13 protein-coding genes are annotated in these 14,834 nt (G+C 39.3%); 8 read left to right on the top strand and 5 right to left on the bottom strand.

Annotation, left to right across the window (positions count from 1 at the left end; translation table 11 throughout):
* Positions 1 to 54 precede the first annotated feature (54 nt).
* From D7I46_RS01675 to D7I46_RS01665, 3 genes are all read right to left on the bottom strand, one after another.
* The gene (locus D7I46_RS01675) at positions 55 to 759 is read right to left on the bottom strand and encodes a WxL domain-containing protein (RefSeq protein ID WP_120771294.1); all 705 of its coding nucleotides are present in this window, start codon (positions 757 to 759) and stop codon (positions 55 to 57) included.
* A gap of 69 nt (positions 760 to 828) precedes the next feature.
* Positions 829 to 1,128: an LPXTG cell wall anchor domain-containing protein gene (locus tag D7I46_RS01670; protein ID WP_120771293.1), complete on the bottom strand. Its 300-nt coding sequence runs from the start codon at positions 1,126 to 1,128 to the stop codon at positions 829 to 831.
* A gap of 27 nt (positions 1,129 to 1,155) precedes the next feature.
* Positions 1,156 to 2,280: a WxLIP family cell surface protein gene (locus D7I46_RS01665; protein ID WP_120773257.1), complete on the bottom strand. Its 1,125-nt coding sequence runs from the start codon at positions 2,278 to 2,280 to the stop codon at positions 1,156 to 1,158.
* Between the two features lie 240 nt (positions 2,281 to 2,520).
* Here D7I46_RS01665 and D7I46_RS01660 point away from each other — a divergent pair, with 240 nt between their 5' ends.
* From D7I46_RS01660 to D7I46_RS01625, 8 genes are all read left to right on the top strand, one after another.
* Complete coding sequence (locus tag D7I46_RS01660; RefSeq protein ID WP_120771292.1) at positions 2,521 to 3,402, top strand: helix-turn-helix domain-containing protein; 882 nt, start codon at positions 2,521 to 2,523, stop codon at positions 3,400 to 3,402.
* Between the two features lie 220 nt (positions 3,403 to 3,622).
* On the top strand, positions 3,623 to 4,750 hold the full coding sequence (locus D7I46_RS01655) for an isochorismate synthase (RefSeq protein WP_120771291.1): 1,128 nt from the start codon (positions 3,623 to 3,625) through the stop codon (positions 4,748 to 4,750).
* A 13-nt stretch (positions 4,751 to 4,763) separates the two neighbouring features.
* Positions 4,764 to 6,419, top strand: coding sequence for a 2-succinyl-5-enolpyruvyl-6-hydroxy-3-cyclohexene-1-carboxylic-acid synthase (gene menD / locus D7I46_RS01650; protein WP_120771290.1), 1,656 nt, complete (start codon positions 4,764 to 4,766; stop codon positions 6,417 to 6,419).
* The gene (menH, locus tag D7I46_RS01645) at positions 6,416 to 7,246 is read left to right on the top strand and encodes a 2-succinyl-6-hydroxy-2,4-cyclohexadiene-1-carboxylate synthase (protein WP_120771289.1); all 831 of its coding nucleotides are present in this window, start codon (positions 6,416 to 6,418) and stop codon (positions 7,244 to 7,246) included. The genes menD and menH overlap by 4 nt, the downstream gene beginning before the upstream one ends.
* A gap of 225 nt (positions 7,247 to 7,471) precedes the next feature.
* On the top strand, positions 7,472 to 8,314 hold the full coding sequence (gene menB / locus D7I46_RS01640; protein WP_120771288.1) for a 1,4-dihydroxy-2-naphthoyl-CoA synthase: 843 nt from the start codon (positions 7,472 to 7,474) through the stop codon (positions 8,312 to 8,314).
* Positions 8,315 to 8,654: 340 nt separating this feature from the next.
* Positions 8,655 to 10,010 carry an o-succinylbenzoate--CoA ligase gene (gene menE, locus D7I46_RS01635; protein WP_120771287.1) on the top strand — a complete coding sequence of 452 codons (1,356 nt, stop codon included), beginning with the start codon at positions 8,655 to 8,657 and terminating at the stop codon, positions 10,008 to 10,010.
* Positions 10,007 to 11,110 carry an o-succinylbenzoate synthase gene (gene menC / locus D7I46_RS01630; protein ID WP_120771286.1) on the top strand — a complete coding sequence of 368 codons (1,104 nt, stop codon included), beginning with the start codon at positions 10,007 to 10,009 and terminating at the stop codon, positions 11,108 to 11,110. Before menE ends, menC begins: the two co-directional genes overlap by 4 nt.
* On the top strand, positions 11,107 to 11,508 hold the full coding sequence (locus D7I46_RS01625) for a PaaI family thioesterase (protein ID WP_120771285.1): 402 nt from the start codon (positions 11,107 to 11,109) through the stop codon (positions 11,506 to 11,508). Before menC ends, D7I46_RS01625 begins: the two co-directional genes overlap by 4 nt.
* A gap of 14 nt (positions 11,509 to 11,522) precedes the next feature.
* On the opposite strand, the gene D7I46_RS01620 is transcribed toward D7I46_RS01625, so the two are convergent.
* Both D7I46_RS01620 and D7I46_RS01615 read right to left on the bottom strand, forming a co-directional pair.
* On the bottom strand, positions 11,523 to 12,524 hold the full coding sequence (locus D7I46_RS01620; RefSeq protein ID WP_120771284.1) for a LacI family DNA-binding transcriptional regulator: 1,002 nt from the start codon (positions 12,522 to 12,524) through the stop codon (positions 11,523 to 11,525).
* 66 nt (positions 12,525 to 12,590) lie between these two features.
* On the bottom strand, positions 12,591 to 14,801 hold the full coding sequence (locus tag D7I46_RS01615) for a glycoside hydrolase family 31 protein (protein ID WP_120771283.1): 2,211 nt from the start codon (positions 14,799 to 14,801) through the stop codon (positions 12,591 to 12,593).
* Positions 14,802 to 14,834: the final 33 nt, after the last annotated feature.

Here is a 14,834-nt window from a genome sequence, read left to right as displayed (position 1 = left end):
AATTAGAAAAAGTTGTTTCTTCAATTAAGAAGAGACAACTTTTTTATTCCTAAATTAAGGCGCTGTTGTCAAATCCCATTGGAGAGTTGCTGTATAATTACCTGCCACAGCTGAACCAGAAGGAACGCTTAGAGAGATTGGCCCTCCAACTTCAGTTCCTTCATAATCTGAAGCTTGACCATAACTTGTTAAGTATTGTCCAACCGTACCATCTGTTGACATTACATTTTGAGCATTGCCTGGAGTCAATGTGAAACCTGCAACACTTGTTGGAACATAAGAACCACCACCAGCATTCACACCAGTACCTGCTGAGAAGCTCAAAGCAGCACCATTTAAATCAGATGTACCGTTAGTAAATTGTGCCAACTGAGTAACTGTCAATTGTGTAGCATTTCCTGTTCCTAAACCACGGAGGTCATGCATTTCTACAAATGCTGCAACTGGTGTACTAAATGCTGTTGAATCTGGATTTGCATAATAAGTCGCTTGTGAAGCTGAGATCTCGTGCGTACCAAAATCAAGATCCGAAGCATAGTCAATCGCCAAAGCACCCGGTGTACCTCCAGGACCAGGTTCTCCTGGAACTTCTGGATTTGTAACATCTGGTGGTGTTGTCGTATTTTCTGTGAATGCAACTGTTCCAGTTGAATTCCATTGAGTAGCGGTAACTGAAGCTGCAGATACTGCTGAAACTCCTGTTGCTCCTGCTACAAAAAGAGCAAGAGTTGATGCGGAAAGCGTAATTGCTTTTTTCATGTTGATTTCTCCTTAGTTTGTGAAATATATAATTAAAATTTTTAATTATCAAGTTAAGTAATATTGGGCTTATCTACTTCTTCTTAAGTAAACCAGTCCAGCAGTCAGGTTAAGTAACCCTAACCCTATCCATTCCATAGATGATGCATTGCTTTCTCCCGTTTTAGGAAGTTCTTTATTCCCAGAACTCGCTATCGGCTTTTGGGATGAGCTGGATATTGGTTTTTCCTTAGAGGGAAAGGTACCAGTGAAACCAACTGTTCCCTGAGTCGTACGCACGGTTGCTTCTTGAGCGGAGATAGAGAAGGGGTAAGCAATCACTATCAAGAACCCCATGGAGATAAAAAATTTTTTCATTCTTTTATTCAAAGTTTCTCTTCCTTTCTTTATTAGCTTCTACTCGTCATTCTGTTTATGGCTATCTTTTTTACGTTTAGAGATAAAGATTAGGAATATCAATAGCACTATAATGAGGATGAGCGCAATTCCGATAATCATTAACCAATTAATTGGTTCTTTATAGCGTACTGTTGGGTCACTACGATTGAGCTTACTTGCTTTTGCTCCTGCAATCTCAAAGTCTCTTTCAAAATTCCATTTATATTCATACTTTACAGTTTGACCATTAACGGTTGTTTGATAACGCCCTTCTGCATTTTTTACACCATAGACCGTCATAGAAAGATGATATTTCCCAGGCTGCAGTGCTTTAGAAGTTTGATTAGCCATATTCCCTTGGATAGATACTGGAATAGCTAAGTCAAAATTGGAATTTGGAGCCATTTTCATCTCAGAACTTTGAATGCTATATTTTAATTCTGGATGTGTGATTCCTTTAACCGTAGCTGATGCATTCATATCTTGAAGATAAGCTGATGCAGAATTTTGAAGATTGGCAGAAATAATATTTCTTGAATTAATTTGTGAAGCTTCAACTTGGTTGAGATGGAGTTGGGGAGAAACAGCTTTTGTATTTTGCTGCATGACAAGCGCGATAACATAACGATATTCGTTAATAATTGAAACTCCATTTTTAGGATTTGCTGATGATTCTGAGTTTTTTTCTTTAAAAGCAAAACCACCTGCTAAAACTCCATTAAAATCACTAGTTGGCATTGTTACTTTTGAGATAACTGCTGTCTGAGAATGAGCAGCAAGTGTTATCTCTTTCTGTGGAAGTTTAACGTAATCTTCAATGTTGTACTTTAACGATTCGTCTGCTTTATCCATCGTAGCATCATAAATAGCTAAACCATTTCCATTTGTAGTTGAACGCGCAAATGACATTTCAACTGTAATAGAATGTGATGTTGTATTACTTAGATTAATTGATATCTCCTGGCTTGTTCCTGGCTTCATTAATAAATTAAAGTAACCATGATTTCCTTCAACTTGATTTTGAGGAATAGTTGGGCTAACGGTGAAATCAGAAGTTGCCGCGTAAGTAACCTTAACTCCTAGAAATAATATTAGGGTAAGCAAGATAGCCACTAAGATTTTTTTGATTTTCTTCTGTTTCATTTCTAGTTCTTTCATAATATGTAAATTATTTCAAAATAATATCAAATGATTTATTTTTTTAATAGTATCAATGTTTTTTTCTTAAATCAATGGTTAATTAGGATTATTATTTTACATTTTTTTCGTTTTTCGACTTAATTAAGGATTAAATCGAAAATGCAAGGCATATATGCATAATTTGTTATTTAACTTTGTAATTTATAGCTTACTAATTACTTAAAAAAATTTTAAAATTAATCAATGGATAAAAATTATGGTGCTGTTTTTAAAATTCTCCGATTACAAAAGGGATTCTCAATTAAGGAATTGACCGATAGTAATATTTCTCAATCTACATTATCTCGATTTGAAAATGGACAAGTGAATCTCTCAATTGATAAGTTTTTTCACCTTCTATCAAAAATGAATCTTTCGCCTCAGGAGTACTTTACTCGCTTAGAGGAAACGACTGGAACCTCTTATTCAATCTCAATGCTTAATATTATTACTGCACTTGACAATAGAAATTATCTTGAAATTGAAACATTTTTAAAAAATTTAGAGCGACAAGGGCATGGTGCTCCTATTTCCCGCAGCCTCCAACTACAGATAACAAGCATTAAAGCACTCCTTCATCAGATTGATTCCAATTATAAAATTGATGAGAGAGAAATTTTTAATCTTAAACAATACTTACTTTCTACAAAAACTTGGGGAGAGTTTGAAATCCAGCTTTGTGGCAGAGCCTTTTATCTTTTCGATACAGCAGATTTACGATTATTTTTACAGCGCTTATTAGATCCTTTCAACTATTCAGTTGTGACATTCAATATTCGTTTATACACTTATATCGCTTTAGTGAATCTTACTGACACATTACTTTATAAACAAGAATATGACCTTTTAGACAGAGTAGAAAAGTATCTGAGCGTCAATCCATTTCCAGAACACTATATTTTCCAAAAAGGTACCCTACAATTTAAATTAGCGCTTTTTCATTTTTATACAAAAGATAAGGGGGAAGCATTATTAGAAATGCATGAGATTGTAACTGCTTTCAAGGTGCTGGGTGCTGAAGCTTTTGCTTCTCGTTTAAGGGAGCAAATTCCCGAGTTTGATACGGAGAATTTTAATCAAGAATAAAAAAAGACCGCATTGGTCTTTTTTTAGATTAACATAAAATTAAAACCCTCTATTAATAATAAACAGAGGGTTTTAGTAGCAGGATTTGAAATCTTGGAAATTTTGTAATCCTAAGAATATTTTATCACAAAGTTTTGGTCTATACAAATATACTTTTTTAAGCTACAAAGTTTCCCCCTTTACTATGTCCTGTGTTATAATTCATATTGGTATTTAAAAAATGAACTATATAAAAACAAATTTAATATTAAATCATCCCTTATCTTTTTGGGCTAACTTTGAGGGCGGAGAACGTTTCTTTTGGTATGACAGTACACAAAATCAATTGATTATAGGTTGTGAACGTCTTAAAGCAATCGAAACACCCAACGCTTCCTATCCTTATGCTTTCTATACTCAGACCTTTTTTAATCAAATTAAAGGGAAACTTTGGGAAGATTTTGGTGGAGAAACTTTAGTTTTCAAACATTATTTTGTAAAAAATAATCATGAATCCTATATGCTTTCAGTTGATGGAACTCCTGAAATTAAAGAGGGAAAATTCCCCCTCATCACTCACCGTGTAACTGAAAAATCTTCCGATTTTGGGTCATGGGAAAGACTTTTTAACAAAATTCAAGAAAATTTTGCCCAACATCGTAGTGAAAAAATTGTTGCTTCACGCGAACTTGAGTTTACCTCTGATACTGGTTTTAATGTTGAAAGTATCTTGCAAAAATTAATCACTAATAATCCTGGTTGTTTCATCTTCGCTTATCAGAAAGGGGAAAAGATTTTTCTTGGTGCTTCCCCAGAAATTCTTGTTCAAAAACAAGAAGAAAAAATTCTAAGTTTTGCTTTAGCAGGAACAATGCCTAGACTACCTCTGAATGATACAGCCCTTCTCCATGATTCTAAAAATTTGCATGAACATAATATTGTAGTCAAAAAAATTCGTCAAAGTCTTCTTGAACGGGCAAAACGTGTGACAGTGGGGCAGACGGGTATCATGACATTAAAAAATGTCTATCATCTCAAGACAGTGCTAACTGCAGATAATGAAGATGGCTCACTCATTGACTGGACCAAGCACCTCCATCCAACTCCTGCATTAGGGGGAGAGCCTAAAGAGGAGGCACTAAATTTTCTCAGGAAATATGAAACCTATGAACGTGGGCTTTATGCAGCGCCTATCGGTGTTATTGACGCTAAAGGAAATGGAACAATTGTGGTGGGAATTCGTTCTGCACTCATTGATGGGAATACACTTCATGCTTATGCAGGTTGTGGGATTGTTCCAAGTTCTGATTGTCTTGATGAGTTTAATGAAACAAAAATAAAATTAAAAACGATTTTAGAAGCTTTATGATAGAAAGATAATAATGACTAATGAATATTTGGCTCCTTTTGTAGACGAGCTATTTAATTTGGGAGTGCGCGAAGCAGTGTTTAGTCCTGGTTCACGCTCAACAGCGCTCGCTATGCTTTTTGAAGAATATCAACAATATGATACTTATGTTGATATTGATGAACGTTCTGCCGCTTTTTTTGCTCTGGGTATTGCTAAGGCAAAGCATCGTCCTGTTGTACTTGTTTGTACTTCTGGCTCTGCTGGCGCTCATCATTTTCCTGCAATCACTGAGGCAAAAGCGAGTCGCATTCCACTGATTGTACTAACCGCTGACCGTCCATCTGAGCTACAATTCGTTGGTGCGCCTCAGACGGCTGATCAGACAAGATTTTTTGGTCATTTTGTGAATCACTACGAAAATCTTGAGACACCGCAGGAAACTAATTTTTGGACTTATCCGCGAAAAGTGGCACAACGTGCTTTCTTGGCAGCAATGGGTAATGCGGCTGGACCTGTACAAATCAATGTGCCGCTGCGCGACCCGCTTGTGCCTGAGCTCAATCCTAAATATTACGAAAAAGGGCGTTCTGCTCACGCTTTCCGTGTTTCTGCTGGGAAAATGACGACAAGTTTTGACGAAAAAATTTTCACGGATAAAACTTTGATTTTGGCTGGACCTGATGCAAATGCTGACGCTGACTCTCATCATGCGATTTTGAAATTGGCAGAACAGCTGAATGCACCGGCTCTAGCTGACCCTTTATCAAATTTGCGTCAAAGTAATCATCCTAATATCATTGACAGCTACGATGCTTTTTTGACTAATGCTGAGCTGAAAATGACGTTGAAACCTGAGCTTATCTTACTTTTTGGACAAATTCCTGTGTCAAAACGCGTTCAGCAATTTATCCAACTTCATGCAGACAGTGAATTTGTTCAGGTTGACCCTTCACTTTCTTATCGTAATCCTTCGCAAACGACGACCTATATGGTGCAAAGCGATGCGAAAACGTTTGCTGAGTCGGTTCAATTTGCCAATACGGACACAGCTTATCTGTCAAAATGGCAAACCGCGCAGCAACAAATGCGTGAAAAACTTGATACTGTGATCAATGAATCTGAAAGTTTTGAAGGACGATTTGTTGTTCAACTCCAAGAAAATTTCCCAGAAAATGGGCAAATGCTGGTGTCAAACAGCATGGAAATTCGCGATGTGGATTATTGGTGGCAAAAAGGAAAATCAACGGCAAAACTTTTTGGAAATCGTGGCGTGAACGGCATTGATGGCACAGAGTCAACGGCGCTTGGCTTGTCAACTACTGGACTGCCTACCGTTCTTTTGACGGGCGATTTGTCCATGCTGCATGACCTCAACGGGCTAATCATCGGCAAAACGCACGCGCTCAATCTGACGATTGTCCTTTTCAACAATGACGGCGGCGGGATTTTCCATCATTTGGCGCAAAAAGGCGTGCCGAATTTTGATTATCTCTTTTCTACACCTCACGGGCTGGACTTTTCAGCTTTGTCAGTACTGACAGGCTTGGATTATCATTTAGTTGATAGTTATGACGATTTTGACCAAATTTTTAGACGTTCTGTCAGTACTGACGGCATTCATTTGCTAGAAATTAAAACGGACAAAGACCGTAGTCTTGCCCTCCATAAGAAATACACGGAAAAATGAATTTTACTGAACAAATTTTTGAAATTGATGGTTTAAAATATGCCGTAAAAAGTCATGGTGTAGGCAAGCCGCTTTTTGCGCTGCACGGCTTCTCGGAAGACTCCAGCACTTGGGATTTGCTTGATATCTCGGGCTATCAGATTTTTTCCATTGACCTTATCGGACATGGAAATTCATCAAAACCGACTGAACTGACCGCTTACAGCCTCGAAAATCTGCTGACAGCGCTTCATCAACTTTTCTGTCAGCTGGCTGACGGGAAATCTTTTAGCCTTTTGGGCTATTCGATGGGCGGACGGATTGCTTTGCGCTACTGCCTTGCCTATCCTTTGGCGCCTGTTGAGCATTTGATTTTGGAGTCAACGGGAAGTGGTCTCGCAACGGAGCTAGAGCGCGAGCAGCGACGGATTTCTGATGAAACACTTGCTCAAAAGATTTTGACAAACGGCTCAAGTTGGTTCGCTGATTTCTGGGGAAATCTAGCCCTTTTTGACAGCCAAAAAAAGCTGTCAGCAGACTTACAAAAGCAAATTTGGCAACGTCGCACTGCAAATGCTCCTCACTCCCTTGCTAACACACTACGTGCAACTGGACAGGGTCAACTTGAAGATGTTTCTGATCATATTGATGAAATAAACGCAGATATACTTTATCTTTCAGGCGCTTTAGATACAAAATATACTCAGATTGCAAGAGAAACTTTCGCCCCACATCCTCATATCAAAACGGTCAATATTGAGAATGTTGGTCATAATATTCATCTGGAAAATCCTGAGATTTACAATAAAATATTGACAGAATATTTGTGTTATAATGAGGAGGAATAATTTTTTGTCATCTCCATCAACACTCCGAATACCGATACCACAAGGTGTCCATTCGCTCTATATCCACTTTGCTCTACTGTCGATTTCACTATCTCCACAATTTCGTTACTCTGCTGTCCGTTTGCTTAACTGCTAAAGCAGCAAGAGCAAAAGGCAAAGCGACTAATCGAAATCGCAGTGCTGATAGAAAATTATTATAAAAAATACTAGTAAAAGGAAAAGTTTATGTCAAAATTTAACTGGGTTGCTCTTAATCGCAACTACGAAGATATTATCTATGAAACATATAACGGTATCGCAAAAATTACGATTAACCGTCCAGAAGTTCGTAATGCTTTCCGTCCAAAAACGGTTGTTGAAATGATTGATGCCTTTAGTGTGGCACGTGATGATACAAATGTCGGCGTCATTATCCTGACGGGCGCAAATCACGGAAAAGGTGAGGATAAAGAAGCGTTCTGCTCTGGCGGTGACCAAAAAGTCCGTGGCAATGGTGGATATGTGGGCGAAGACCAAATTCCTCGCTTAAATGTACTTGACCTGCAACATTTGATTCGGATTACACCAAAACCTGTCATTGCGATGGTCAATGGCTTTGCAATCGGTGGTGGACACGTCCTTCATATCGTTTGCGACCTCACGATTGCTTCAAGCAATGCAAAATTTGGCCAAACTGGCCCTCGTGTTGGTTCATTTGATGCTGGCTATGGTGCAGGATTGCTCGCTGCTATGGTGGGGCAAAAGAAAGCCCGCGAAATCTGGTTCCTCTGTCGCCAATACACCGCCCAAGAGGCGATGGATATGGGCATGGTGAACACTGTCGTGCCATTTGACCAACTCGAAGAAGAAACGGTCAAATGGGCTGAGGAAATGCTTGCACTCTCACCAATGGCGCTCCGTATGCTCAAAGGCTCAATGAATGCTGCTACCGATGGTTTAGCTGGTCTTCAACAGTTTGCAGGAGATGCGACTTTGATGTTTTATACCACCGACGAAGCCAAAGAAGGGCGTGATGCTTTCAAGGAAAAACGTAAACCTGATTTTGACCAATTCCCTAAATTCCCTTAAACTAAAAGGTTTGTTTTGAAATTTATCTGGCAGTGATGGTACAACCTGACACCTACGGTATCAGGTCACCATGTCCAAGAAGCCTAAGCGCTGAAGCGCTAACGCCCTATGGCAGTGCTCGCGGAACTATCTCAACAGCAAAGCTGTTGGCAATCTCACTGCAGGATAAATTTCCTAAGATTAGCCCGCTGGGCGGTCTTTGGGGTCGCTTCGCGATTTGCGATGCTTTGATTATACAATGTCAAAAGCCGAATTTCTAATCGGATTTGGTTTTACCTTCAATCTGAGCGTTGGATTTCTATTCAGCGCTTTTTTTGCGTATTTTTGTTAAAATTTTTATATGAAATGGTTAAAAGAACAAGCCGAAAAACGCCCCAAGCAAGCTTTTTTGAACGAACGGACGTTCAGCGAAATTTATATTCAAACGCAGCGGATGGGCAATCATTTGTCGTCCCTTGTTGCCGACGAGTCCAGAGTAGCGCTCCTTTCTGAGAACTCCGTCGATATGGCGATTGTCCTCTTCGCCTTACTCGGATTGAAAAAGGAAGTGTTGTTATTAAATACTCACCTGACCGAGCATGAGCTGACTGAACAGCTTGATGAATTAGGGATAAGCCGCGTTTTTACCTCTGACAATTTAGTAAGAAAAGTTGCGGAAAGTATCAGTTTTTCAGAAATTATGGCAGGTCCTTCCTCAAAGGTTGAATTGGAACAAAATTTTTCTGACGACAAGATTGCTGTCATCATGAACACGAGTGCGACGACTGGAAAATTCAAATCTGTCCCGATTACTTGGGGGATGATTTCCAGTCATGTCAAGGCTTCACAGCTTACCATCGGTGTGCAAGAAGAGGATAATTGGCTGGTCGTCCTGCCTATGTTTCATGTCAGCGGGCTTTCAATCATCATGCGCTCACTTTTTAATGGAACTGCCACCACAATCTTATCCAAGTTTGATGAAAATGAGATTTTACAGCTTATTGATGAGCATAAGATTAATATGATGTCGCTTGTCCCTACAATGCTCAGTCGCATGATAGATAAAATGTCTAAAGGCCATTTGCGGATGATTTTGCTGGGAGGTGAGTTTATTCCTCAACCTTTGATTTCAAAAAGTCAAAAACTTGGACTACCTGTCTATAAAACTTACGGGATGACAGAGAGTTTTTCACAGTCTGTTACCTTTAATATCTTAGAATTTCCTGAGAAACTCTCATCTGTTGGTCAAGCGCTTCCTGGTGTTCAAATCGAAATCCGCCAAAAAGACTCAACAGGTGCAGGCGAAATTTGGCTGCAATCTCCGATGCTTATGACGGCTTATCTAGGTAAAGCGCCTTATGGTGAGGCTTTTGAGACGGGGGACATTGGTTATTTGGACGATGATGGTTTTCTCTATGTGCTCAATCGCAGAAAAGATATGATTATATCTGGTGGAGAAAATATTTATCCCAAGGAAATCGAAGATTTGGTTTATACGCTACCAGAAATTCGTGAATGTGCAGTCGTTCCAAGGACTGATAGGACTTGGGGACAAGTCCCTGTCCTTTTTGTTGCAGGCGAATGCTCTGAGGAAAAATTACGTTATTTTATGGCAAATAAATTAGCAAAATATAAACTTCCTCATGAAATTCACTTTATGGACAGCTTACCTAAGAATGCCTCAGGAAAAATATTAAGAAAAGATTTGAAAGTATGAAAATCAAGCAAATTACCATGTATCATGTTCAACTTCCAATGAAGTTTAATTTTAAAACAGCCAAAGGTGAGGTCAAGTATCGTGACACCATTATTTTAAAGGTCGAAGACGATATGGGATTGGTTGGGTTTGGAGAAGTTGTTTCTTTCACCACGCCATTTTATACCTCTGAAATCTTTGAAAATTCTTGGGAAAAATTAGAAAAAGATTATATTCCTAATCTTTTGGCTCGTTCCATTTCTCATCCGTTTGATATTCATCAACGCTTTGCTCATGCTTTGCCTATGGCAATTGCTGGGCTTGAAAACGCACTTTTAGATTTATATTTCAAAGAAAAGAATGAGAATTTAATTGCAGGGCTTTTTCAGGAAACATTACAAGAAAAAATTCCTCGTGGAGCTGTCTTAGGCGATATGCCGCTTGAGCAATTGCTCAAAGAAACTGAGCAACTCGTACAAGCTGGAGTTGGTCGAATCAAGATAAAAATCAGTCCTAAAGATGGATTTGAACGAACAAAATTACTGGTAGAGAAATTTCCTCAAATTCGCTTTGCAGTGGATGCCAACAGAAGTTTTTCAGTGGCTGACTGGGCAGAAATTAAAAAATTCGATACGCTCAATTTGGTTTGTATCGAGGAAGCTTTTTCTGTCAGCCAGCTGACGGAGCTGACAGAGATTTCATCAGTACTGACAACACCGCTTTGTTTTGACGAATCTGTCCAAACGCTGTCAGAACTGACAGAAATTGCAAAATTGCCTGGAAAAACGATGCTTAATATCAAAATCGGTCGTCTTGGTGGGCTTTATCAGACGATGAAAGCGATTGATTTTTGTCGTCAACAGAAAATTGGGTTCTGGATAGGAAGCATGGTGGAGTCTGGAATTTCCAAAATTTTGCACATCCAACTTGCCGCTTTATCTGGAAATGTAATGGCTGGAGACCTTTCTGATTCTCAGCATTATTTTTATGAGGACTTGATTAAGCCTGAAATCGCTTTTCCTAATGGCTGGATGACTGTACCAACTCGCGTAGGGATTGGCGTTGATATCAATGAAAACGCGCTTTCACACGCTACGATAAGAAAGGAAATTTTCCAATGAATATGATTGAACAGCTCAATATCAGCCCTGTCAAACTTCTCACTGACAAGTCTGAAAACTTCGGTCAACCTGCTGACCGCTTTGTCAGTCAGATGAAACTTAACGATTTTCATGCGCAACCGCAAGGATTTCTGAACGGTGGTGCAACGCTTGCTTTTTGCGAAATTACGTCGGGCATGGCAAGCAATCAGCTCCTTACTGACGGTTTTTTTGCCGTTGGACAAACGGTCAATGCCAACCATCTGCAACCCAAGAAAGCCGAAGGAATCGTCAATGCCTACGGACAATTGCTCCGCAAAGGTCGACACACTCACGTCTGGGAGATTAGAGTAACAGACGAATCCGAGCAATTGATTGCTCAAGTCACTGTGGTCAACGCCATCGTGCCTAAAAAATAAACAAAAAAATCCTGTCAGTCCGCTGACGGGATTTTTTGCACACTATCACGCTCAATGAGCTTACTGTCCGAGTAAAAGTCAGCTGAACTTCCTTTCTCAATAGAAGCAATCAAATTCAACATCGAAATTTCGCCTTTTTCAATCTGATTAATTGCAAGCGTCGTCAATTTTGGAGAGATAAATTGGTCAAACGGAGCATTATCCACACCAATAATTGAAATATCTTTGAAAATCTGATTTAGATTTGCTGCCAAAATATCTGCTGTTGCATAAATTGCCGTAAAAGACTGTTCCATAAGATAGGGTGCAACACTTTCTAAAATCGCTTGATAGCTGGCATTTGGCGTAGAGCGCAGTGTAATTTCTCCTTTGAAATATTTCAAAAAAGCATGATATCGTTTCTCGATGACCCCAGGCTCCACTTCATCAAAATCAAAGCTATAAAAAAGCACACGCTCATGACCCATTGCTTTCAAATAATCCGCGACCGTCTCCGAAATTTTTTCTTCATCTGTCCCAATGAAGTTTCGCGGTTTCTCTTCTAAAACTTGATTTTCCTGCCAATAAGTGTCAATGTAGCTGACTGGAGTTGAGAGCGCTTTATCAATTTTTGCAAATTCTCTGCTTGACACTCCAATCACAACAAAGCCCGCAAAAGCCCAATTTTGCTGTAAATCTTCAATGCCCTTTTTATTATGAACAGAATGAATCATCGTAAAGTAGCCCTTTTCATTGGCGACTTTTTTGATTCCTGTCAGCACTGACGAAATGAACGGGTCTGTAAAATCAGTTTCTCCTGATGCTTTATAAAATAAAACACCAATTAATTTCGATTTCCCAGAGCGCAAATTGGACGCATTTTGGTTGGGAACATAATGATAGGCTTTGATTAATGCCAATATTTTATTTTTCGTTTCCAGTGATACTCGTGCGTCTTTTCCACGAATGACATTGGAAACTGTCATCACAGACACATCGGCCATCGCAGCAATTTCTTTAAGTGTGATTTTTTTCATTATTGTCTTATTTCTATATTGTAAAGTAAGGTAAACCTCTGCATATCATTATACAGAGGTTTAACGTTATTTTCCACTATAAAGTAACTCAAATAAATTATCTTGTAAATCAACATTTTTTAAACTTTTGACAAAAGCAACTCGCTTATCAAACGCTGTCAGTACTGACAGACGACTAAAAATGTCGTCCTTATCAACATAATCAATTTCTGCAATATCCAAACGTCTAAATAAATTTTCTTTGAAGTCCCAGTCAAATTCAGCACTGAAAATTTTCAAATCCAATTCAAAATTTCCTGTCAGATTTGTCGCAACTTCACGTCCCGCGTAGATAATTGTGTGTTTGCGCACTGACAGAAAATCATCTTGCTTCTCAGATTCTGTCAGTACTGACAGCACTCCGTCAGTGACTTTGACCGTCGTTTTTTGCCCATCTTCAAGCAAAACATACTGACCATCAGCACCAGGGAAAATTCTCCAGATGATTTCACTTGGTACTTCTTCATTTTTCAAAGGGTTTTTATCCATCGGGATAATGCTGCCTGCCCTTGCAAAAACTGGCATCTCAGTGATTTCTCGGAATACTTTCAGCTCTACATCTCCATCATACCTTTGACCTGTAAAAAAGTCGTACCAAGTTCCCTTAGGCAGCCAAACTTCAACGTCGCTCATCTGCAACTCAGTATTCATCTTCTTTGTCATTGGCGCGACCATCAGTTGTTCACCAAAAAAATACTGATTCGGATGCCGATAAGCCGCATCATCAAGCGGATATTCATAATAAAGCGGCTCAATCAATGCCCGACCTTCCTGTGCTGTCCTGAGATTTGCAGTATAAAGATACGGAATGAGTTCATGACGAAGCCTCAAAAAGTTCTTCATTGAAGATGAAATAACCGTATCAAAATGCCAAGGTTCCTTGCTCGTAAACTCTGATTTCGATGAATGTAAACGATTAATCGGCGAAAACACCCCATATTGAATCCACCGCAATGTCAACTCAGCATCTTTTGAACCTTGCATATGACCGCCAATATCATGACTCCACCAAGTATATCCAATATTTGTCGCCGTACTTGTAAAATAAGGTTGAAAATCTAAACTCGCCCATGAAATTACTGTATCTCCAGAAAATCCAATCGGATAACGATGAGAGCCTGGGCCCGCATAACGACTCAAAAGCATTCCATTTCCCGATTTTTTCAAACTATCCGCATATTGATAATGATTCAAGAGCCAAAGCGGATCTGCACCAGAGCTAGAAATAGCACCCTGTTGCCAATCCAACCACCAAAAGTCTGTGCCATATTGCTCTAAAAGCCCATGCACATCCTCAAAATAGGCGGCACGAAACTCTGGATTATCAAAGTCAAATTTTGCTGCTTCTTCCAATCCCTTGTCTAAATCCATCCGCTCCGCAACCACAGGGTAGATATCCTCAAAGGCCCGAACACCATCAGCCGGATGATCATTTAGTGTCACTTTCACCCCACGTCGATGCAAGGCACTCAAAAATTTTTCTGGCTCTGGAAATAGCTTTTTATTCCAAGAATAGCCTGTCCAACTCGAACCATATTTTGCTGGAACATCACTGACCCGATGCCAATCCATGTCAATCACCGCAACAGATAAAGGAATTTTTTCAGCTGCAAACCGATCCATCAATGCCAAATATGACGCTGACGAATAAGCATAATAACGACTCCACCAATTTCCAAGCGCAAAACGTGGTAAAGCAGGTGTCGGGCCTGTCAGCAAATAATAATCTCGCAAAGCGCTACGATAATCACGACCGTAAGCAAACAAATACAAATCAACACCGCTGACAGATTGACCCGCAATATCCCCATTTTCTGTCAGTACCAAACTATGATCCGTCAGCACCGCATAACCATTTTTTGACATGATGCCATCTTCTAATCGGCATGAACCATCAATCTTATCAAGCGTTCGCGTCGTTCCTCCCAAGTTATCCTCAATCGCTTCACCAAAATACCAACGATTAGAATAAACTGAAAAATTAAATTTGACATCCGCAAATAAATTTGACTTTGAAAATTCACCACCTGTATAGTACAAATGCACAGACGAAGTCAAAATCTCAAGCGAATTTTCTTTTTCAATCACATCAAAGTCCACAGCAGGAAAATTCCTATTTTGCACAATCTGCGTCTGTCCTTCTTCAAATTGACCCGTTTCACTGTACTCAATCCGAATCAATTGCTCCGTCAGCACCGTAAATCGTGCCTTTTCAAATATAATTTTATTATTCTTCATTTTTTACCATCTATTTCTCGCTGTCAGTAGGCT

The organism is Lactococcus allomyrinae, from assembly GCF_003627095.1.
Lineage (GTDB): Bacteria > Bacillota > Bacilli > Lactobacillales > Streptococcaceae > Lactococcus > Lactococcus allomyrinae.
This window is presented reverse-complemented; position numbering and strand designations above follow the sequence as displayed.